We start from the raw sequence: 18,095 nt of genomic DNA on the forward strand, positions 1-18,095 counted from the left end.
TTTCGTGGGCCCAACACCTTGCGACGCGGGGGTGGGGGCAACCGGAGTGGTAGACAACCAGGTTGCGGGCTGTTCCGGTGCCTGGGGGGGGGGAGTTCGGGTTCTAACCCGAATTACCACCCACGACATCACTTGCCCTGGAAGTTCGGCTTGCGCTTGCCGACGAAGGCTTCGACGGCCTCGGTGTGGTCGGCGGTCGCGCCGAGCGCGGTCTGGGCGGCGTCCTCGGCCTCGAGGGCCTGGTCGAACGTCGACTGCGCGGCCAGGTTGAGCACGCTCTTGATCTTCGCGTAGGCGACGGTCGGCCCGGCCGCGAGCTTCGCCGCGACCTGCTGGGCGCGCGCCGGCAGCTCCTCGTCCGGTACGACCTCGCCGACCAGGCCGAGCCGCAACGCCTCGGCGGCCTCGACGGTCCGGGCCAGCAGCATCAGCTCGGCGGCGCGGCCGTAGCCGACCAGCCGCTGCAGCGTCCACGACGCGCCCGAGTCCGGCCCGAGCCCGACGTTGGCGAAGGCCATCAGGAACGACGACGACTCGGCGGCGATCCGCAGGTCGCTGGCGTACGCGAAGGCCGCCCCGGCGCCCGCGGCGGTGCCGTTGACGGCCGCGACGACCGGTTTCGGCATGTCCACGATCGCCTTGACGATCGGGTTGTAGTGCTCCTTCACCGTGTGTAGCGGAGCGGGGTCACCCGCTTGCAGCAGTCCCACGTGCTCCTTCAGATCCTGGCCGGCGCAGAACGCCTTGCCGGAACCGGTGAGAACGACGGCGCGGACGTTCTCGTCGTCCGCCGCCTCGCGCAGCGCCGCGAGCAGTGCTTCCTTCAGCTCGACGGTCAGCGAGTTGTACGCCTGCGGCCGGTTGAGGGTGAGGGTGCGCACCCCTTCGGCGTCGGCGGTCGACAGGACGTCGGATGTGGTCACGTCTACTCCTTGCGCTGAAACATCGGTCGTCCGAGAGTCTCACACCCCTTGCGAGCCGCATACCAGCACCGATACGGCGGCAAAAGATCCCCTCCGCTGATGCGCCCGGCCGCTGATGAGGGACAATGGAGTCCAGACCCGGCTGGCTTTCACGCGAGCGCGACCCGGGCGCGCCGGTTGAGACGGAGGGAGCACGCTATGGCGGCCATGAAGCCCCGGACCGGAGATGGTCCCCTCGAAGTGACTAAGGAGGGGCGGGGCCTCGTGATGCGCGTACCGCTCGAGGGTGGTGGGCGACTCGTCGTCGAACTCTCCGCGGAGGAAGCGAAAGACCTCGGCGCCGCGTTGCAGGAGGTCACTGGCTGAGCCGGCCCCCGAAAACCGTCCTTCCGTCGCACCCCGGTCTCCCTTCGGAGGCCGGGGTCGCGGTTCCTCTGCGCCCGAAGGTTGCTCACTGTGCGTAATCCGCTACCCCCCGTTCCGACTAGTCTCCTCGACATCGAGGTCGCGGGCGACCTTCGCCGCGGCGCCCCGGTGGTCCGCCTGGTGACGGCTCCGGCCGACGACGTCGAGACCGAGCCGGTGGAGATCGCGGGTGTCCGGATCAGCGGCAAGGCCGGCGACGTCCAGCCGGTGCCGGGCGACGGCCCCCGCTGGGTCGCGGGGCTGGGCGACGGTGAGCCGAAGCAGTACCGCAAGACCGGCGCGGCCCTGGTCCGCGCGGTGAACGCGACGCTGGCCGAGGATGTAGACCACGGCGGCCGTGCGTTCCGCGCGGTGCAGCTGGTGCTGCCCGAGGAGGCCTCCGGCGAGCACGTCACGGAGCTGGCGCTGGGCCTGCTGCTCGGCGGCTACCGCTACAAGGTGACCGGCGAGGACCCGTCGCCGTCGATCCGGACGGTCCGGCTGGTGACGGACGACCGGGCGATTTCTTCGCACACGGCGCTGGTCGCTCGCGCCTCGGTGCTGGCGGCGTCGACGGCGCTGACCCGCGACCTCGCGAACACGCCGTCCAACGTCAAGACCCCGGCCTGGCTCGCGGACACGGCGGCGAAGGTGGCCGTCCCGGGGGTCGAGGTGGCGATCCGGGACGAGAAGTGGCTGTCGACGCAAGGTTTCGGCGGCGTCCTGGCCGTCGGCGGCGGTTCGGCCCGCCCGCCGCGCCTGATCGAAATGACGTACAAGCCGTCCGGGGCGGCGAAGCACCTGCTGCTGGTGGGCAAGGGCATCACGTTCGACACGGGCGGCCTGTCCCTCAAGCCGGCCGACGGAATGCACCTGATGCGCACGGACATGGCGGGCGGCGCGGCGGTGATCGCGGCGATCCGCGGCATCGCGGCGCTGGGCCTCCCGGTCCGGGTGACGGCGCTGGTCCCGGCGGCGGAGAACCACGTGTCGGGCTCGTCGTACCGCCCGGGCGACATCGTCCGTCATTACGGCGGCAAGACGACCGAAGTGGCCAACACGGACGCCGAGGGCCGCATGGTCCTGGCCGACGCGCTGGCGTACGGGATCCGCCGGTTCACCCCGGACTACGTGGTCGACGCGGCAACGCTCACCGGAGCGATGAAGGTGTCCCTGGGCCTGCGCACGGGCGGGCTGTTCGCGTCGGACTCGTCGCTGGCCACAGCGGTTGTGGAGGCGGGCGCCCGGGTGGGCGAGGCGTGGTGGCGCATGCCGCTGGAGGAGGACTACGCGGAGAACGTCCGCGGCGAGTTCGGCGACCTCCGCCAGACCCCGGCCGGCCCAGGAGGAATCACGGCGGCGCTGTTCCTGCGCGAGTTCACCGAGGGGCTGCCGTGGGCGCACCTGGACATCGCGGGACCGGCGAGGTCGGAGAAGAACTACGACGAGGTGGTGCCGGGGGCGACGGGGTTCGCGGCCCGGACGCTGGTCGAGCTGGCGGCGTCACTCGCCTGACGTTTTCCCCAGGTCGGGCGGGCTGTGGATAACCGGCTGTTCGCGACCGATCTTGTCGGTGGGGGCGGATAGACTGGAGCCGGGACGCCCCCCTGGGTCGGCGGTTTCTAGGGGTAGTTGCAACACCTGAGTGTTCAGGAGTTGCCTCATGCCCAGCCGCGATCGAGACCGGGCCTTGAGCAGAGCCGGGCGTAATCCCGAACGGCATGGCCGAGCGTTGACCGCCGAGCGGGTGACCTACTTTGCGCTGGTGGAAGCAGGAACAGGCAGCAGAGAAGCGGCCTGGCAGGTCGGGGTCAACTACCGGACCGCGAAACGCTGGCGCGCCGCAGCGGCCCAGGCCGCGGCACCCCCGCGGCCGGTGGAAGTGTCCTCGCGGTTCTTGAGCTTGCACGAGCGGACCTGGATCGCCGACCGGGTCCGCCAGCCCGGAATCTCACTGCGGAAGATCGCCGCCGAGCTGGGCCGGCCGGTCTCGACGGTCAGCCGGGAACTGGACCGTAACCAGCAATCGAATGGCACCTATCGGCCCCACGTCGCCCACGAACGCGCCGCTGCTCGGCGGCCCGGCCCAAGACCAGCAAACTGACCGCCGATCCGGTGTTGCGGGCAGTCGTTCAGGATGGGCTGGACGCGCGGTGGAGCCCGCAGCAGATCACCCGCCGGCTCCGCCGGGACCACCCTGACCGGCGGGAGTGGCACGTGAGCTGCGAAACGATCTACCAGGCCCTCTATGTCCAGGCCCGCGGTGGGCTGCGCCGCGAGGTGGCGGGGTGGCTGCGCACCGGCCGCATCGCCCGCCGGCCCCATGTGCGCTCGGACCAGCGGCGGCCGCGGATGGCCACCCCGATGGTGATGATCAGCGACCGGCCTGCGGAGGTCGCGGATCGAGCGGTGCCCGGACACTGGGAAGGCGACCTGATCATGGGCGCGCATAACCGGTCCGCGATCGGCACCCTGGTGGATCGCACCACCCGCTTTGTGATGCTGCTGCACCTGCCCGAGGGCTACACCCCGACCCTGGTCCGCGACGCGCTCATCGCGAAGATCGCCACGCTGCCCGAGCAGCTGCGGCGGTCCCTGACCTGGGATCAGGGCAGCGAGATGCACCTGCACGGCCAGTTCACTCAGGCCACGAGCATGCCGGTCTACTTCTGCGACCCGCACGCACCCTGGCAACGCGGCTCCAATGAAAACACCAACGGCCTGCTCCGCCAGTACTTCCCCAAAGGCACCGACCTCGCGGTGCACACCTCGGAGCACCTGGACGCAGTCGCCGCCGGCCGCGGCCGGGCTCCGGGAAGGCGCGATGCCTTTGTGCCCGCCCCGAGCCTTGCGCCGATCGCGACGCTCGAACCGACCGCGGCCGCCCGATCCGCGATTCAGCTCGTCACCAGCTCCCGCCGCTCCACCCGCACCCGCGTCCCCACCGCGACCGCGCCCGCCGCCAGCAGCAGCCACACCGCCACCAGTGCGATCAGCCACGGCCACCCCGCGTGCCCGTACACCCACGCCCCCGCCGCGCCGCCGACGCTGCTTCCCAAGTAGTACGTCGCCGTGTACATGCCGCCCACCTGACCGCGGGCGTTCTCCGGGGCGTCGGCCGCCGCCCAGCCGTTGGCCACCGCGTGGGCCGCGAAGAACGCGCAGGTCAGGACCAAAAACCCCGCGATGACCAACGGCAGTGAGTCCGGCAACGTCAGAGCCGCGCCGACTGCCGTCAGCAGCAACGAGCCGATCAACGCTCGGCGGCGGCCGACCCGGGCCACCAGCCGGCCCGCCGCCGCGGACGACACCGAGCCCGTCGCGTAGGCCAGGAACACCAGCGACGCGATCGCCGGCGACAGGCCCAGCGGCTCGCCCGTCAGCCGGAACCCCGCAGCGTTGTAGAGCGCGACGAACGACCCCATTGCCAGCAGCGCGACGGCGTACTGCGCCAGCAGCACCCGCTTGCTCAACGCTGTGACGAGCCCCCGGGCGACCGCGCGCAGCTGGGCGTCGCCGCGTGGGCGCGTGCCCGGCGGGAGCGTCACGACCGTGATCGCCGAGCAGACCGCGCCTACCCCCGCGACGACATACAGCGCGCCGCGCCAGCCGAGGGGTCCCGCGGTGAACCCGCTGGCCAGCCGGCCGAGCATGCCGCCGATCGTGTTGCCCGCGATCATCGCGCCGACCGCGGCCGCGACGCCCGCGCGGCCGAGCCGTTCGGCCAGGTAGGCGGCCGCGACGCCCGGGAAGCCCGCGATCGCGATTCCCTGCAGGGCGCGCAGGACGAGCAGCGCCGGGTACGTCGGCATCAACGGCAGCAGCACGCCGAACACCACCGACGCGATCACCGACGTCAGGATCACCGGCCGCCGTCCGACCACTTCGGACAGTGCGGCGATCGGCAGGACCGCGATGGCGAGCGCGCCGGTCGCGACGCTGACCGCGAGCGCCGCGCCGCCCGGGTCGAGGTGGTACTGCGTGGCGAGCTGCGGCAGGACCGGCTGCGGCGCGTAGAGCAGGGCGAACGAGGAGATCCCGGCGGCGGCGACGGCGGTCTTGACTCGGCGGGTGGAGGTCACCGTCCGAAAGTAAGCAGAGCTAACCAATACGTCCAATGCAGTCGTCTGCCATGATTGATGCGATGACGTATGACTCGCTGACCCCGCAGGTGGCGCCGCACCTGCCGTTGCTCGCCGCGCTGCGCGAGACGAGGAACGTCACACGCGCGGCGGAACTGCTGGGGGTGCCGCAGCCGACGGTGAGCCGCCGGATCGCGGCGCTGGCGGACGCGTTCGGCGCGCCGCTGACCGTCCCGGACGGCCGCGGCATCCGCCTCACGCGCGCGGCGGAACTGCTGGCCGACGCGGCCGAACGCGGCTTGGCGGCGGTCGACACGGGCGTCAGGCTGGCTCGTGAAGAGGTGGCACCGGAGTCGGGACACGTCGTGCTGGGGTTCCTGCACCTGCTCGGGCGGTCGCTGGTGCCGTCGTTGCTGCGCGGGCACCGGGCGCGGTACCCGGGGGTGCGGTTCACGCTGGTCCAGGGCTCGCGCCAGGAGATGATCGACCGCCTGGTGGGCGGCGAGCTGGACCTGGCCCTGCTGGCGCCGCTGCCCGCGGAGCCTTCGCTGGCCACGGCGGGTTTGGTGGACGAGGAGATCCTGCTGTCGGTCCCGGCGGGCCACCGCCTGGCGACGCGGAAGTCGGTGCGGGTGGCCGAGCTGGCCGAGGAGGAGTTCGTGCTGCTGGAGCAGGGCTACGGCGTGCGGACGCTGACCGACGAGCTCTGCGCGGCGGCGGGGTTCACGCCGCGGATCGCGTTCGAGGGCCAGGAGTCGGACACGGTGCGCGGGCTGGTGGCGGCGGGCCTCGGGGTGGCACTGCTGCCGCGGTTCGGCCCGGGCAGCCCGGCGGGGGTGGCGGAGGTGCCGCTGGAACCGCGGCCTTATCGGACGATCGGGCTGGCGTGGCGCGCGGAGGAGCCGACGACCCCGGCGGTGACGGGCTTCCGCGACCACGTGCTGATGACGGCGGGCCACTAGCGCCCTGACGACGGCCGGTCAGGCAGCGAGACGGCTGGTCAGGCAGCGAGACGGCTGGTCAGGCAGCGAGACGGCCAGGCAGCGAGACGGCCAGGCAACGAGACGGCCAGGCAACGAGACGGCCAGGCAACGAGACCGCCAGCCAGGCCCGCCCAACCCAGGGGGACCGCCCCGCTCCAGTCTACCGCCACCCCCGGACAAAACCGCCCCTGAGCAGGGAGTTGTCCACAGGCATCCGCCGCTGTGGACAACCGATCAAATCGCCGCCGCCACGAGCAAACCCCCGCCCACCGGCAGCAACGCCGGAACCAGCCGCTCATCCTCCCGGAACGCCCGCGCCACCTCCCGCAACGCCAGCGTCTCCGGATCCCGGTGCGAAGGATCGATCACCCGCCCGCCGACGAGCACGTTGTGGAACGCGATGATCCCGCCCCGCCGCAGCAGCGACACGCCCAGCTCGTAACACCCCGGGTACTCGATGTGCGCCGAGTCGACGAACACCAGGTCGTACCCACCCGGCGTCAGCCGCTGCAGCACGTCCAACGACCGGCCGGCGATCAACCTCGTCCGGCCCGGCGCGTACCCCGCCTCGCGGAACGTCAGACGGGCCGCGCGCTGGTACTCCGGCTCCACGTCTATCGAGGTCAGGATGCCTTCGGGCGCCATTCCGCGCAGGAGGCTCAGGCCGCTCACCCCGGCGCCCGTGCCAACCTCGACCACGGCCTTCGCCCGCAGCGTCGCGGCCAGGAACCGCAGGGTCGCTCCCGCGCCGGCGCTGAGCGGGGTGCAGCCCAGGTCCTCGGCACGCGCGCGCGCCGAAGCCAGCACCTCGTCGTCGGGCAGGTACCCGTCGACGAACCCGGAGTCGGCCGGGGCGGCCGCGGGGGTGGGCGTGTTCACGCACGGAGGTTAGCGTTGGTTGTCGATAAATCCTCGCAGGCTCCCTGGTAAGCACCCGGGAAGAAGTTCTCAGCCTGCTCTCAGTCCAGTCTCACTAGAACCATAAGGAGTCCGGAGAGACTGAAATCCGACCACACGGGGAACACCGTGGCCACAGCCCGCGTTGGGTGGAGCAGACAGGAGAAACAAGATGGAGGTGCCTGCTCCCGCGATGCAGAACGCCGTTGCCGATAACGACGCCGAGGCGGCTCAGCCCGTGTCCCTGGACGAGGCGGTGTGGACACCGCCGTCGTGGGACGAGGTCGTCCGCGAACACGGTGACCGGGTCTACCGGCTCGCCTACCGCCTGACCGGCAACACCCACGACGCCGAGGACCTCACGCAGGAGACCTTCATCCGGGTCTTCCGCTCGCTGGCGTCCTACAAGCCCGGCACGTTCGAGGGCTGGCTGCACCGGATCACCACCAACCTCTTCCTCGACATGGCCCGCCGGCGCTCGCGCGTGCGAATGGAAGGCCTGCCGGAGGACACCGACCGCATCGTGGGCGACGACCCGAGCCCCGAGCAGGTCTACTCGGACACGCACCTCGACCCGGATCTGCAGGCCGCGCTCGACGAGCTGCCGCCGGAGTTCCGCGCCGCCGTGGTGCTCTGTGACGTCGAAGGCCTGTCGTACGAGGAGATCGGCGCGACACTCGGTGTCAAGCTGGGCACCGTCCGCAGCCGGATCCACCGCGGCCGCCAGGCGCTGCGCGCTTCGCTGGAGCGTCGGCGCACTTACGCTCCGAAGTCTGCGAAGGTGTCGGTATGACCGCACCGCGAGGCTGGGGGCTCCCCGAGTCGCACCTGCTACCGGACGTCGTGGTCGCGTTCGTGGACGGCGAGCTGTCCCACGGCCCCCGCGATCGCGCCGCGTCGCACATCACTCGCTGCCCGGCCTGCGCCGCCGAAGTGCGCGCGCAGCGCCAGACCGTCGAGGCGATCCGTCACGCGGGCGCGCCGTCGATGTCGGCGGGCTTCCTGGCGAGCCTGCAGTCCATCCCGCAGCACACGGAGCTGCCCAGCAGCCCGGACAACCTGGCGATCACGGCCGACGGCCAGCTCGTCGCGGTCCAGCGCCCCGACCGGGTCGCGGGCCTGCGTGACTCGGGCGTCCTCGGCGGCGTGGCTCCGCTCGGCTCGTCCGCGCCGCTCGGCCAGTCGCCGAACGTCCTGGGTGGCGGCCGCTTCAAGCGCCGCGCGGCTCAGGGCGCCGGTGTGGTCGTGTCCGGCCTGGTGCTGAGCGCGCTCGCGCTGGTGGGCACGACCGCGGACAGCGGTGACGGCAGCCCGGAGACCGGGGGCGGCGCGCCGCAGCCGGCGAACCTGCTGCCGGCCCAGATGGCCGTTCCGCAGGGTGTGGTCCCCGCGCCGACGTCGTCGACCCCGGTGAGCTCGCCGGCCGCGGTGCCCGCAGGCATCCGCTGAGTCTCGTTTCACTCGAAGGCGACGGACGCCGCGAGGTCCCTCTGGCTCTCGAGCACGGCGAGGCGCTCGGTCAGCGCCGCGTGCACGGCGTCGTAGGTGTCCGAGCCGAGCGTGAGGCGCAGCGGCGGTTCCGCACGGCGCGTGGTCTCGTGGATGACGGCGGCCACCTTGGCCGGGTCGCCGGTGAACGCACTCTCGTCGGCCGTCTCCAGGCTGCGGCGGATCCGGCCGACCGGGTGGTCGCGGTAAGGCGCCGTCTCGGTCGTGTAGCGCAGGGCCGACGCGAACCCGGTGCGGGTGCCGCCGAGCTCGACCAGCGTCAGGTGGACGCCGAACGCGGCGACCTCGCGCCCGACGCTCTCGGTGAAGCCCTCCAGCCCCCACTTGCCCGCGTGGTACGCGCTGTGGGTGGGGATGGCGACCTGGCCGCCCATGCTGGAGATCTGGATGATCCGGCCGCCACCCTGCTCCCGCATCGGCTTCAGGAACGCGCGGGTGATCAGCATCGGCGCCAGCAGGAGCACTTCGACCTGGTCGCGGACCTGCGAGACGGTCATCTCCTCGGCCGCGCCCACCACCGCGTACCCGGCGTTGTTGACCACGATGTCGACCGGCTCGGCAGCCAGCGTCCGGCTGACGACGGCTTCGACGTCGGCGGGCCGGGTGAGGTCGAGGACCGCCACCCGCAGCCGGTCGCCGTAAGCCTCCTCCAGGTCCGCCAGCGCGGCGGGACGCCGGACGGTCGCGGTGACCCGGTCACCGTGGCGCAGCGCGTGCTCGACGAGGTGGCGGCCCAGCCCGCCGGAAGCACCGGTGACGAACCAGTGGCGCACGGCCTTGTCCTCGAGGGCGGACATGACGACCTCCTGAAGTAGGCTCTTACCGGAATCCGTTCCGCTACGACGACCTTAAACGGAATCCATTCCGGAATGCAAGGAGGAGCCGGATGACAGCCCGCCGGACGAGGAGCGACGCCGTGCAGAACCGCGCGCGGCTGCTGGAGGTCGCCGCGCGGGCGTTCGCCGAGCAGGGGCTGGACACCGCGCCCGCCGCCATCGCCAAGGCGGCCGGGGTCGGCGTCGGCACGCTCTACCGGCACTTCCCGACGCGGGAGGCGCTCGTCGACGCCACCTACCGGCACCAGCTCACCCGCGTCTGCGAAACCGTCGACGAGCTCGTGGCCGGCCACCCGGCCGCGGAGGCCACCCGGCGCTGGATGGCGCACTTCCTGGACTACGCCACCGCGAAGAGCGGCATGTCCGCGGCGCTGGACGCGGTCATCGCGTCCGGCGTCGACCCCTTCGCCGACAGCCACGCGTTGCTCACCCGCGCCGTCGGCACGCTCCTGGACGCCGGCGCCCGCGACGGCACGCTGCGCACCGACCTCGCTCCCGACGACGTCCTCCTGGCGATGGGCGGCACCGCGTACTCGGTCCGGCACGGCACACCCGCCCAGGCCGGCCGGCTCGTCGACCTGCTCATGGACGCGCTGACCAAGGGCGCGGCGCCGCTGTGACACCGGGCAAGAAACAGCCACTTCACCGGCGTACCGGCAGACTCGGAGCACTGGGCTTGGGTATCGTCACGCCCAGCCACCTGATCTTCTGCACCGGGGAATGATGACCGAGCCGAACGTGAATCCCGAGCAGCCCGGAGCGAGCGAAGCCGACCGGCTGGGCCCGCGGCCGCTGGCGCGCCCGGCCGTCGATCCCGCGCAGGAGGCCGTTTTCGGCCGCCCGAGCGGTGTCGACGGGGCGTTCGACAAGCTCTACACCCCGCAGCGGGCCAACGGCGTGAGCCTCGCGCCGCCCGCGCCCGAGTCGCTCGCCGAAGCCTTCCGGCGGCCGCCCGGCGCCGAGGGTGTCTTGCTCGAGCGTCCCCGTGAGGCCACCGGGGAGCCGCAGGACACCGATCCGCCGCTGTGGAACAGCACTTCCGACCCGTGGCGCGATCCGGGGGCCGGCGCCGTGCTCGCCGGCCCCGCGATGCCCGCCGAAGACGAGGAAAAGCCCGCCCGCCGCCCGCCGGGGGCGTTGCTCAGCCTGCCCGAGGTGCTGTTCGGCCGCCGCGTGCAGCCGAAGGCGCTCGTGCTGCTCGGCGTCGTCGCGCTGCTGATCGGCGCGGCCGGCGGTTTTGTCGGCTGGTGGGCCGGCGACACCGGCACCGAGCTCACCGGCTCCGCGACGATCTCCGAAGCCGAGGCCGCCAAGGAGCGCCCGGCGGGTTCGGTCGCCGAGATCGCCAAGCGCGTCGCCCCGGCCGTCGTCTCGCTCGAGGTGTTCAAGCCCGGCGCCGAATCCGGCGAGCAGGGCTCCGGCGTGATGATCGACCCGCAGGGCTACATCCTCACCAACGAGCACGTGATCTCCTCCGCCGCCGCGGATCCGGGCGTGAAGGTCACGGCGATCTTCGTCGACGGCACCCGCACCGAGGCCAAGCTCGTCGGTGCCGACCAGAAGACCGACCTCGCCGTGGTGAAGGTCAACGTCACCAACCCGACCGTGCTGCAGGTCGGCAAGTCGTCGGACCTGCAGGTCGGCGACACCGTGATGGCGATCGGCTCGCCGCTGGCGCTGCAGAACTCGGTGACCGCCGGCATCGTCAGCGCGCTGAACCGGCCGATCACCGCGGGCGGCGACAACGGCGCCGCGCCGGTCACCTACGAAGCCATCCAGACCGACGCCGCGATCAACCACGGCAACTCCGGCGGCGCGCTCGTCGACGCCACCGGCGCGCTGGTCGGCATCAACTCGTCGATCCGCTCGTCCAGCGCGGACGGCGGCAGCATCGGCATCGGCTTCGCCATCCCGAGCGACTACGCGATCAAGATCGCGAAGGCGCTGATCAAGGACGGCAAGGTCCAGCACGCCGACATCGGCATCAACGCGTCCTCGACGGTCGCCGGCTCGTCCACGATGGGCGCGCAGGTGAAGAACGTCGCGCCCGGCGGCCCGGCGGCGAACGCGGGCATCAAGGAGGGCGACGTCATCACGAAGATCGGCAACCGGCTGGTCCGCGACTCCGCGGAGCTGACGGTCGCGGTCCGCGCCCACGACGTCGGCGAAGTGGTCCCGGTGTCCCTGGCCCGCGACGGCGCGAGCTTCGTCGTCGACGTAACCCTGGCTTCCGACTGAGTTCCGACGTTCGGCCTGCCGGAGCGTGGCCGGTGACGAGTACGCTGAGCACGTAGGTTCCGAGCGGAGGTTGACGGTGTTCGACAGTGTCGGATGGGGGGAGATCCTCGTCCTCATCATCGCCGGTCTCTTCATCCTCGGCCCGGAACGGCTTCCCGAAGCGGCGTCCTGGATGGCGAAGAGCGTGAAGAAGGTCCGCGACTTCGCCACGGGCGCGCGAGAACAGCTCCGCGAGGAGATGGGCCCGGAGTTCGACCAGCTGCGCAAGCCGCTGGAGGACCTGCGCGGGCTGCGCAACTTCGACCCCAAGCGCGTGGTGACGCAGCACCTGTTCGACGGCGACAGCGACCCGCTCGGCATCAAGGGCATCACGAACGGCACCCCGAACCTGAACGGCTCGAACGGGACGAACGGCTCGAACGGTTACACCGTCGGGCAAACGTCCCAGCCGGAGCCGCTCAAGCCGGGCGAGCGGCCGCCCATCGACCCGGACGCCACGTAAGTTCCGTTGTTCCTAGGGAGTGCCGGCCCCGAGCTTGCGCGCCAGTTTGGTGCGGCCGACCGCCGGCACCACAACACCGGCGACGACGAGCAGCTCCAGCAGCGTGGTGACCAGCGCGGAGCTGTTGTCCAGGTGCGCGAGCAGCAGCAGGAGCAGGTGGTTGGCGAAGGTCAGGCCCAGCAGCCCCAGCAGCAGGACCGCGGCCGGCCAGCCGAAGACTCGCGGGGCCTCGGCCTCCACGGCGTCACCTTGCGCAACGCCCATCGGGTCAGCGGCGAGGCCACGGCCACGGCCAGCGTCCTGACCGCCGCGCCACGATCGAGCGCGGCGGAAGGCGGCGTGGAGAGCCGGCCCGCCCAGTAGTCCAGGGCGCGGCGCTCGGCGTCCGCGCGCTGCCGCAGCCAGAGATCCGGATCCGCCCGGCAGGCGAACGCGATGGCGCGAACGGCGCTCACGGTGGCGGGGAAGTACCGCCGCGGCGACCGCCCCGCGACGACGTACCACTTTCCGGACAGCGCCCGGCTGACCCCGGACTCGGCGATGTGCCCGCGCTGGGCCACTTCCGCGTTGGTGGTGAACCCGGCTTCGCGGATCAACCCACGAAGCCCGGCGGAGAACTGCTTGATCGGATCCGGGTCCACACCGGACATGTCCCGCATCCGCGTGGTCCGGGCCCGGGTGGGAGCCGGGCCGAACATCCGCAGAGACGACCGTCTCACCGCACCGGTCCGCATGGAGGTGTCCTTCCGCCTCGGCCGGACGGGGTGAGCCGTCCGCGCGTCCTGACTGGCCGGCACCCAGTGTGCGGGGTGCCGGCCGGTCGTGGAGCTCGCCGAGCTTGCGAAAAGTTCTAGCGGCCCGCGGGGGTCACGTTCAGCATCATCCCGGCCAGGCCACGTGCCCGGACCGAAAGCTTCTTCGCCGCGTCCTTCAGCACCACCGAAGCCGGGGCTTCCGGGTCGGTCAGCACGATCGGCGTGCCCGCGTCGCCCTGGGCGACCACGCGAGGGTCCATCGGGACCTGGCCGAGCAACGGCACCTCGGAGCCGATCGACTTCGTCAGCGAGTCGGCGACCGTCTGGCCGCCGCCGGCGCCGAAGATCTCGAGACGCTCCCCGGAAGGCGTTTCCAGCCACGACATGTTCTCGATGACCCCCGCCACGCGCTGACGCGTCTGCAGCGCGATCGCCCCGGCCCGCTCGGCCACCTCGGCCGCTGCCTGCTGCGGGGTCGTCACCACCAGGATCTCCGCGTTCGGGATCAGCTGGGCCACCGAGATCGCGATGTCGCCGGTGCCCGGCGGGAGGTCCAGCAGCAGGATGTCGAGGTCGCCCCAGAAGACGTCGGCCAGGAACTGCTGCAGCGCCCGGTGGAGCATCGGGCCGCGCCAGACCACCGGGGTGTTGCCCGGGGTGAACATGCCGATCGAGATCACCTTCACGCCGTGGGCCTGCGGCGGCATGATCATCGTGTCGACCTTGGTCGGCTTCTCGCGCGCGCCCAGCATGCGGGGGATCGAATGGCCGTAGATGTCCGCGTCCACCACGCCGACCGACAGCCCGCGCTGGGCCATCGCCGCGGCCAGGTTCACCGTGACCGACGACTTGCCGACGCCGCCCTTGCCGGACGCGACGCAGTACACCCGCGTCATCGAGCCCGGTTGCGCGAACGGGATCACTGGCTCGTCGGTGTCGCCGCGCAGGGACTTGCGCAGCTCGGAGCGCTGCTCGTCGCTCATCACGTCCAGCTCGACACGCACGTCGGCGACACCCGGGAGCTTCGCCACCGCCTCGCGGGTGTCGTTCGTGAGCGTCGCCTTCAGCGGGCAGCCGGCCACCGTGAGGTAGATCCCGACGGTGACCACCCCGTCGTCGCCGACGACGACGTCCTTCACCATCCCCAGGTCGGTGATCGGTTTCTTGATCTCCGGGTCTTGCACGCTCTTCAGCGCGCTGCGGACGTCGTCGACGCTGGGGAGCTGCTGGGTGCTGGTCACCCGACCCATGTTACGAGCCGGTAGGAGTGCGCGGCTTCCTGGGCTTGACGTCGAGGTCGTCGCGCAGCCGGTCCAGCTCGCTGCGCAGGTAGTCCCGCGTCGCGACCTCGCCGACCGCGAGCCGCAGCGCCGCCAGCTCCCGGGCCAGGTACTCCGTGTCGGCCTTCGTCTGCAGCGCCCGGTTCCGGTCCTCCTCCAGGGAGACGCGGTCACGGTCGTCCTGCCGGTTCTGCGCCAGCAGGATCAGCGGCGCCGCGTACGCCGCCTGCGTCGAAAAAGCCAGGTTGAGCAGGATGAACGGGTACGGGTCCCACTGCAGCGAAACCGCGGCCAGGTTCAGCACGATCCAGACGATCACGATGAGCGTCTGCCAGAACAGGTACTTCCCGGTGCCGAGGAACCGCGCGATCCGCTCCGTGAACCGCCCGAAGGAGTCCGGATCGATGTTCAGCTTGAACCGGTTCTGGCTGCGGGGCTGGTCGAGCCGCCGTCCCGAAGTCAGCTCAGGCACGGTCTTCCTCCAAGGTGTCGTGCAGGCCGGTTTCGCGCCAGTCCTCGGGCAGCAGGTGGTCGAGGACGTCGTCGACGGTCACCGCGCCGATCAGGTGGTCCTCGCCGTCGACGACCGGCCCGCAGGTCAGGTTGTACGCCGCGAAGTACCGGGTCACTTCGGCCAGCGACGCGCGCGGCTGCAACGGCGGCAGCCCGGTGTCGACGGCGCTCGCGACGAGCTCCGCGGGCGGCTCCCGCAGCAGCCGCTGGAAGTGGACGACACCGACGTAACGGCCGGTCGGTGTCGCGGTCGGCGGGCGGCAGACGAACACCATGCTGGCGAGCGCCGGCGGCAGCTCGGCGTTGCGGATGTGCGCCAGCGCCTCGGCGATCGTCGTGTCCGGGGTCAGCACCACCGGCTCCGGCGTCATCAGGCCGCCCGCGGTGTCGGACGAGAACTGCAGCAGCCGCTTGACCGGCGCGGACTCCTCCGGCTCCATCAGCTCCAGCAGCCGGTTCTGCTCGGCCGGGGCCAGCTCGGCCAGCAGGTCGGCGGCGTCGTCGGGGTTCATCGCCTCGAGGACGTCGGCCGCGCGCTCCTCGGCCAGGTAGGCGAGCAGCTCCTTCTGGTCGTCGTCCGGCAGCTCTTCGATGACGTCGGCGAGGCGCTCGTCGTCCATCGCGTCGGCGACCTCGTGGCGGCGCTTGAGCGGCAGGTCGCGCACGGTCGCGGCGATGTCGGCCGGGCGCATCGTGTCGAACAGCATGAGCAGCTGCCCGGCGCCCTGGGGCTGCGCGCCGAGGTCGTTGAGGCCGAGGCCGGAGACCTCCGACCAGGGCAGCACCTGCATGGTCGCGCGGCGGCGGGTCAGCCCCAGCCGCCGCTCGCGGATGGCCAGCTTGGCCAGCACCCAGTCGCGGGTGCGGGTCGGCTCCATCCCGGCGTCGACGACCGTGATCCGCGTTTCGGACCCGGCCAGCGTGGCGTGGGCGTCGAGGAGCTGGCCGAGCACCAGGACCTCGTTGGGACGCTGGTTGAACTGGCGCATGTTGACCGAGCCGGTGGCGAGTGTCACGGCGGTCGGCTCGATCGAGGTGACCCGCAGCATCGGCACGAAGACCCGGCGGCGCGTGGTCAGCTCGACGACCAGGCCGAGGATCCGCGGCGGCTGGGCGTCTAGGCGCAGGCCGGCGACCAGGTCGCGGACCCGGCCGATGGACTCGCCGTCGGGGCCGAATACCGGCAACCCGGACAGCTGAGCTGCGAAAACCCTGTTGACCGCGGCCATGCCGCTGACACTATCGGCTGGCTGCCCAAGGGGCGATTTCCGCCACTGTGACGAAGGCCGGGTCGTCGCTGTCCTCGTTGTCCTCTTCGGCCTTCCAAAGCCAGTTCTGCACGGCTCGCACGAGCGTCCACGCGCGCGCCTTCTCGGCGTCCAGCTCCTGCGAAGCGACGATCAGCGCGAACCGCGCGTCCAGTGTGGACTCGGTGAAGCGGTTCCAGAACAACGGGATCACGCCCCACTCGAGGTCACCGGAGAGCGGTTTCGGGTCGATGACCAGCCACGGCTCGCGCGTGCCGGCCAGGACGTTCTGGAAGTGCAGGTCCTCGTTCACCAGGAGTTCGCCCGACGACGGCCCGAGCTCGCGGCAGATCGCGACGGCGTCGTCCACCAGCCGCCGGTCGAACGGCTCGCCCAGCTCGCTCCAGCGGCGGGGGAGCTCCTCAGTGAGGTCCGCGGCTTCGGTGCGCAGCCGCCGGGTCAGCGACGGCGGCGCGGGCACGGCCAGGCGCCGCGCCAGCTCGCCGAGGATCGGAACGGCTTCGCGCAGCGGGAGGTCGTCAAGGGTTCTCGTGGCGTCGAGCCGCTCCAGCAGCAGGACGCCGTCCTCGGGCGCGGAGTCCAGCAGCCGCACCGCACCACGACCGGCCCATGTGGACAGTGCGAGCGGCTCGTCGGCGGATTCTTCGTCGCGCCAGCCCAGTTTCAGCACGACCGGTGTGCCGTCGGCGCGCCGCGCGGGCTGCACCACACCGACGTACCCGTGCATCGCCTCGCCCTCGAAGGTGAGGCCCCACTTCCGGGCGTAGCCGGCGGCGAGCTCCGGCAGCGCCGCCAGCCACGGGACGGCTCCGGGGCCGAGGACCCGCGGCGCCCGGCCGGCGAACAGCGGGGGGACGCGCAAGTCGTTCACCCCCTCAGCCTGGCAGCCGCGTCCAGCGCGTTTCGCCCGGCTCCGCACGGGCGTACGCTGGGATTTCAGGGGACGACAACCCCGGGAGCTGCCATGGTGGTGGAGATTCTCAGCGCCGTCGTCGTCGCGGGAGGTGCCTGGCTCGCGGCCAGCGTGCGCGTGGTGAAGCAGTACGAACGCGGGCTGGTCTTCCGGTTCGGGCGGGTCCGCGCCCAGGTCCGCGAACCCGGCCTGGCGATGCTGGTCCCGTTCGCCGACCGGCTGCAGAAGGTCAACATGCAGATCGTGACCCTGCCGGTGCCCGCCCAGGACGGCATCACCCGGGACAACGTCACCGTCCGGGTCGACGCGGTCGTCTACTTCAAGGTCATCGACCCGGTGATCGCGGCGGTCAACGTGCAGGACTACCGGTCCGCGGTCGGCCAGGTCGCCCAGACGTCGCTGCGCTCGATCATCGGCAAGAGCGACCTCGACGACCTGCTCTCCAACCGGGAGCGGCTCAACGAAGGCCTCGAGCTGATGATCGACAGCCCCGCGCTGGACTGGGGCATCCACATCGACCGCGTCGAGATCAAGGACGTCGCGCTGCCGGAGGCGATGAAGCGCTCGATGTCGCGGCAGGCCGAGGCGGAGCGGGAACGGCGTGCGCGCGTCATCTCCGCCGACGGTGAGCTGCAGGCGTCGCACAAGCTCGCGCAGGCCGCGGCGACGATGGCCGACACGCCCGCGGCGCTGCAGCTGCGGCTGCTGGAGACGGTCGTGCAGGTCTCCGCCGAGAAGAACTCGACGCTGGTGCTGCCGTTCCCGGTGGAGCTGCTGCGCTTCCTGGACTCGAACACGCGCCGCGGGGTGTCCGCGGCCGACGCCGCCGAAGCCGCCAAGCCGGCACCGGAGCCCAAGCCGGAACCCGAGGCGGTGGAGGCGAAACCGGAGGCGAACGGCCACGCGGCGCCGGGGGGGGGGGGGGGGGGGGGGGGGGGGGCGGGCCCCCGCCACGCGTCGGGGAAAGGGATTGGTGCGCGCAAGCTGAGGG

At 71.8% G+C, this 18,095-nt stretch carries 19 protein-coding genes and 1 pseudogene; 10 read left to right on the forward strand and 10 right to left on the reverse strand.

What is annotated here, in order from left to right; all coding sequences use genetic code 11:
* Positions 1-128: 128 nt before the first annotated feature.
* On the reverse strand, positions 129-923 hold the full coding sequence (locus ACZ61C_RS21655) for an enoyl-CoA hydratase-related protein (protein WP_465309333.1): 795 nt from the start codon (positions 921-923) through the stop codon (positions 129-131).
* 198 nt (positions 924-1,121) lie between these two features.
* Between ACZ61C_RS21655 and ACZ61C_RS21660 the strand changes: the two genes are divergently transcribed.
* The 3 genes and pseudogenes from ACZ61C_RS21660 to ACZ61C_RS21670 form a co-directional block, all read left to right on the forward strand.
* A complete protein-coding gene (locus tag ACZ61C_RS21660; protein ID WP_005155393.1) occupies positions 1,122-1,289 on the forward strand; it encodes a DUF3117 domain-containing protein in 168 nt (55 codons plus the stop codon).
* A 90-nt stretch (positions 1,290-1,379) separates the two neighbouring features.
* A complete protein-coding gene (locus ACZ61C_RS21665; protein ID WP_465309337.1) occupies positions 1,380-2,843 on the forward strand; it encodes a leucyl aminopeptidase family protein in 1,464 nt (487 codons plus the stop codon).
* A 175-nt stretch (positions 2,844-3,018) separates the two neighbouring features.
* Positions 3,019-4,199: pseudogene (locus tag ACZ61C_RS21670) on the forward strand (IS30 family transposase); the annotation flags it as partial.
* A 26-nt stretch (positions 4,200-4,225) separates the two neighbouring features.
* Here ACZ61C_RS21670 and ACZ61C_RS21675 read toward each other — a convergent pair.
* Complete coding sequence (locus tag ACZ61C_RS21675; protein ID WP_465309339.1) at positions 4,226-5,410, reverse strand: MFS transporter; 1,185 nt, start codon at positions 5,408-5,410, stop codon at positions 4,226-4,228.
* Between the two features lie 62 nt (positions 5,411-5,472).
* On the opposite strand from ACZ61C_RS21675, the gene ACZ61C_RS21680 reads away from it, so the two are divergent.
* A complete protein-coding gene (locus ACZ61C_RS21680) occupies positions 5,473-6,372 on the forward strand; it encodes a LysR family transcriptional regulator (protein ID WP_465309341.1) in 900 nt (299 codons plus the stop codon).
* Between the two features lie 255 nt (positions 6,373-6,627).
* Here the strand turns inward: ACZ61C_RS21680 and ACZ61C_RS21685 are convergent, their stop codons facing one another.
* Positions 6,628-7,272 carry an O-methyltransferase gene (locus ACZ61C_RS21685; RefSeq protein ID WP_465309343.1) on the reverse strand — a complete coding sequence of 215 codons (645 nt, stop codon included), beginning with the start codon at positions 7,270-7,272 and terminating at the stop codon, positions 6,628-6,630.
* 211 nt (positions 7,273-7,483) lie between these two features.
* Between ACZ61C_RS21685 and sigE the strand changes: the two genes are divergently transcribed.
* Both sigE and ACZ61C_RS21695 read left to right on the forward strand, forming a co-directional pair.
* A complete protein-coding gene (gene sigE / locus ACZ61C_RS21690; protein ID WP_465309452.1) occupies positions 7,484-8,083 on the forward strand; it encodes an RNA polymerase sigma factor SigE in 600 nt (199 codons plus the stop codon).
* Positions 8,080-8,739 (forward strand): anti-sigma factor family protein, encoded by a 660-nt coding sequence (locus ACZ61C_RS21695; protein ID WP_465309345.1) that lies wholly within the window; start codon positions 8,080-8,082, stop codon positions 8,737-8,739. The genes sigE and ACZ61C_RS21695 overlap by 4 nt, the downstream gene beginning before the upstream one ends.
* Positions 8,740-8,747: 8 nt before the next feature.
* Here ACZ61C_RS21695 and ACZ61C_RS21700 read toward each other — a convergent pair whose 3' ends face one another.
* Positions 8,748-9,596 (reverse strand): SDR family oxidoreductase, encoded by an 849-nt coding sequence (locus ACZ61C_RS21700; RefSeq protein WP_465309347.1) that lies wholly within the window; start codon positions 9,594-9,596, stop codon positions 8,748-8,750.
* An 89-nt stretch (positions 9,597-9,685) separates the two neighbouring features.
* Here ACZ61C_RS21700 and ACZ61C_RS21705 point away from each other — a divergent pair, with 89 nt between their 5' ends.
* The 3 genes from ACZ61C_RS21705 to tatB all read left to right on the forward strand — a co-directional run bounded on the left by ACZ61C_RS21705 (position 9,686) and on the right by tatB (position 12,375).
* Complete coding sequence (locus ACZ61C_RS21705) at positions 9,686-10,255, forward strand: TetR/AcrR family transcriptional regulator (protein ID WP_465309349.1); 570 nt, start codon at positions 9,686-9,688, stop codon at positions 10,253-10,255.
* 100 nt (positions 10,256-10,355) lie between these two features.
* Entirely contained in the window at positions 10,356-11,873 is a 1,518-nt protein-coding gene (locus ACZ61C_RS21710) for a S1C family serine protease (protein WP_465309351.1), read from the forward strand.
* Between the two features lie 76 nt (positions 11,874-11,949).
* On the forward strand, positions 11,950-12,375 hold the full coding sequence (gene tatB, locus ACZ61C_RS21715; protein WP_465309353.1) for a Sec-independent protein translocase protein TatB: 426 nt from the start codon (positions 11,950-11,952) through the stop codon (positions 12,373-12,375).
* Between the two features lie 12 nt (positions 12,376-12,387).
* On the opposite strand, the gene ACZ61C_RS21720 is transcribed toward tatB, so the two are convergent.
* The 6 genes from ACZ61C_RS21720 to ACZ61C_RS21745 all read right to left on the reverse strand — a co-directional run bounded on the left by ACZ61C_RS21720 (position 12,388) and on the right by ACZ61C_RS21745 (position 17,062).
* Positions 12,388-12,615 (reverse strand): hypothetical protein, encoded by a 228-nt coding sequence (locus ACZ61C_RS21720; protein WP_465309355.1) that lies wholly within the window; start codon positions 12,613-12,615, stop codon positions 12,388-12,390.
* Positions 12,546-13,094 carry a hypothetical protein gene (locus tag ACZ61C_RS21725; protein ID WP_465309357.1) on the reverse strand — a complete coding sequence of 183 codons (549 nt, stop codon included), beginning with the start codon at positions 13,092-13,094 and terminating at the stop codon, positions 12,546-12,548. The genes ACZ61C_RS21720 and ACZ61C_RS21725 overlap by 70 nt, the downstream gene beginning before the upstream one ends.
* Positions 13,095-13,225: 131 nt before the next feature.
* Complete coding sequence (locus tag ACZ61C_RS21730; RefSeq protein WP_465309359.1) at positions 13,226-14,371, reverse strand: Mrp/NBP35 family ATP-binding protein; 1,146 nt, start codon at positions 14,369-14,371, stop codon at positions 13,226-13,228.
* Between the two features lie 10 nt (positions 14,372-14,381).
* Positions 14,382-14,882, reverse strand: coding sequence for a DUF1003 domain-containing protein (locus tag ACZ61C_RS21735; RefSeq protein WP_465309361.1), 501 nt, complete (start codon positions 14,880-14,882; stop codon positions 14,382-14,384).
* Positions 14,875-16,152, reverse strand: a complete 1,278-nt coding sequence (locus ACZ61C_RS21740) for a magnesium transporter MgtE N-terminal domain-containing protein (RefSeq protein ID WP_465309363.1) — start codon at positions 16,150-16,152, stop codon at positions 14,875-14,877. Before ACZ61C_RS21740 ends, ACZ61C_RS21735 begins: the two co-directional genes overlap by 8 nt.
* A 10-nt stretch (positions 16,153-16,162) precedes the next feature.
* Positions 16,163-17,062, reverse strand: coding sequence for an aminoglycoside phosphotransferase family protein (locus ACZ61C_RS21745; protein ID WP_465309365.1), 900 nt, complete (start codon positions 17,060-17,062; stop codon positions 16,163-16,165).
* 93 nt (positions 17,063-17,155) lie between these two features.
* Here ACZ61C_RS21745 and ACZ61C_RS21750 point away from each other — a divergent pair.
* Positions 17,156-18,095: slipin family protein (locus ACZ61C_RS21750; protein WP_465309367.1), on the forward strand; the 940-nt coding region annotated here is incomplete at its 3' end.

The sequence above is a fragment of the Amycolatopsis sp. NPDC104587 genome (genome assembly GCF_055583645.1).

Excerpts from the sequence above, each read along its gene's own strand:
- ACZ61C_RS21660 (WP_005155393.1), top strand. The coding sequence starts at position 1,122 with ATGGCGGCCATGAAGCCCCGGACCGGAGATGGTCCCCTCGAAGTGACT.
- ACZ61C_RS21740 (WP_465309363.1), bottom strand. The coding sequence starts at position 16,152 with ATGGCCGCGGTCAACAGGGTTTTCGCAGCTCAGCTGTCCGGGTTGCCG.
- ACZ61C_RS21705 (WP_465309349.1), top strand. The coding sequence starts at position 9,686 with ATGACAGCCCGCCGGACGAGGAGCGACGCCGTGCAGAACCGCGCGCGG.
- ACZ61C_RS21700 (WP_465309347.1), bottom strand. The coding sequence starts at position 9,596 with ATGTCCGCCCTCGAGGACAAGGCCGTGCGCCACTGGTTCGTCACCGGT.
- ACZ61C_RS21710 (WP_465309351.1), top strand. The coding sequence starts at position 10,356 with ATGATGACCGAGCCGAACGTGAATCCCGAGCAGCCCGGAGCGAGCGAA.
- ACZ61C_RS21695 (WP_465309345.1), top strand. The coding sequence starts at position 8,080 with ATGACCGCACCGCGAGGCTGGGGGCTCCCCGAGTCGCACCTGCTACCG.
- sigE (WP_465309452.1), top strand. The coding sequence starts at position 7,484 with ATGCAGAACGCCGTTGCCGATAACGACGCCGAGGCGGCTCAGCCCGTG.
- ACZ61C_RS21680 (WP_465309341.1), top strand. The coding sequence starts at position 5,473 with ATGACGTATGACTCGCTGACCCCGCAGGTGGCGCCGCACCTGCCGTTG.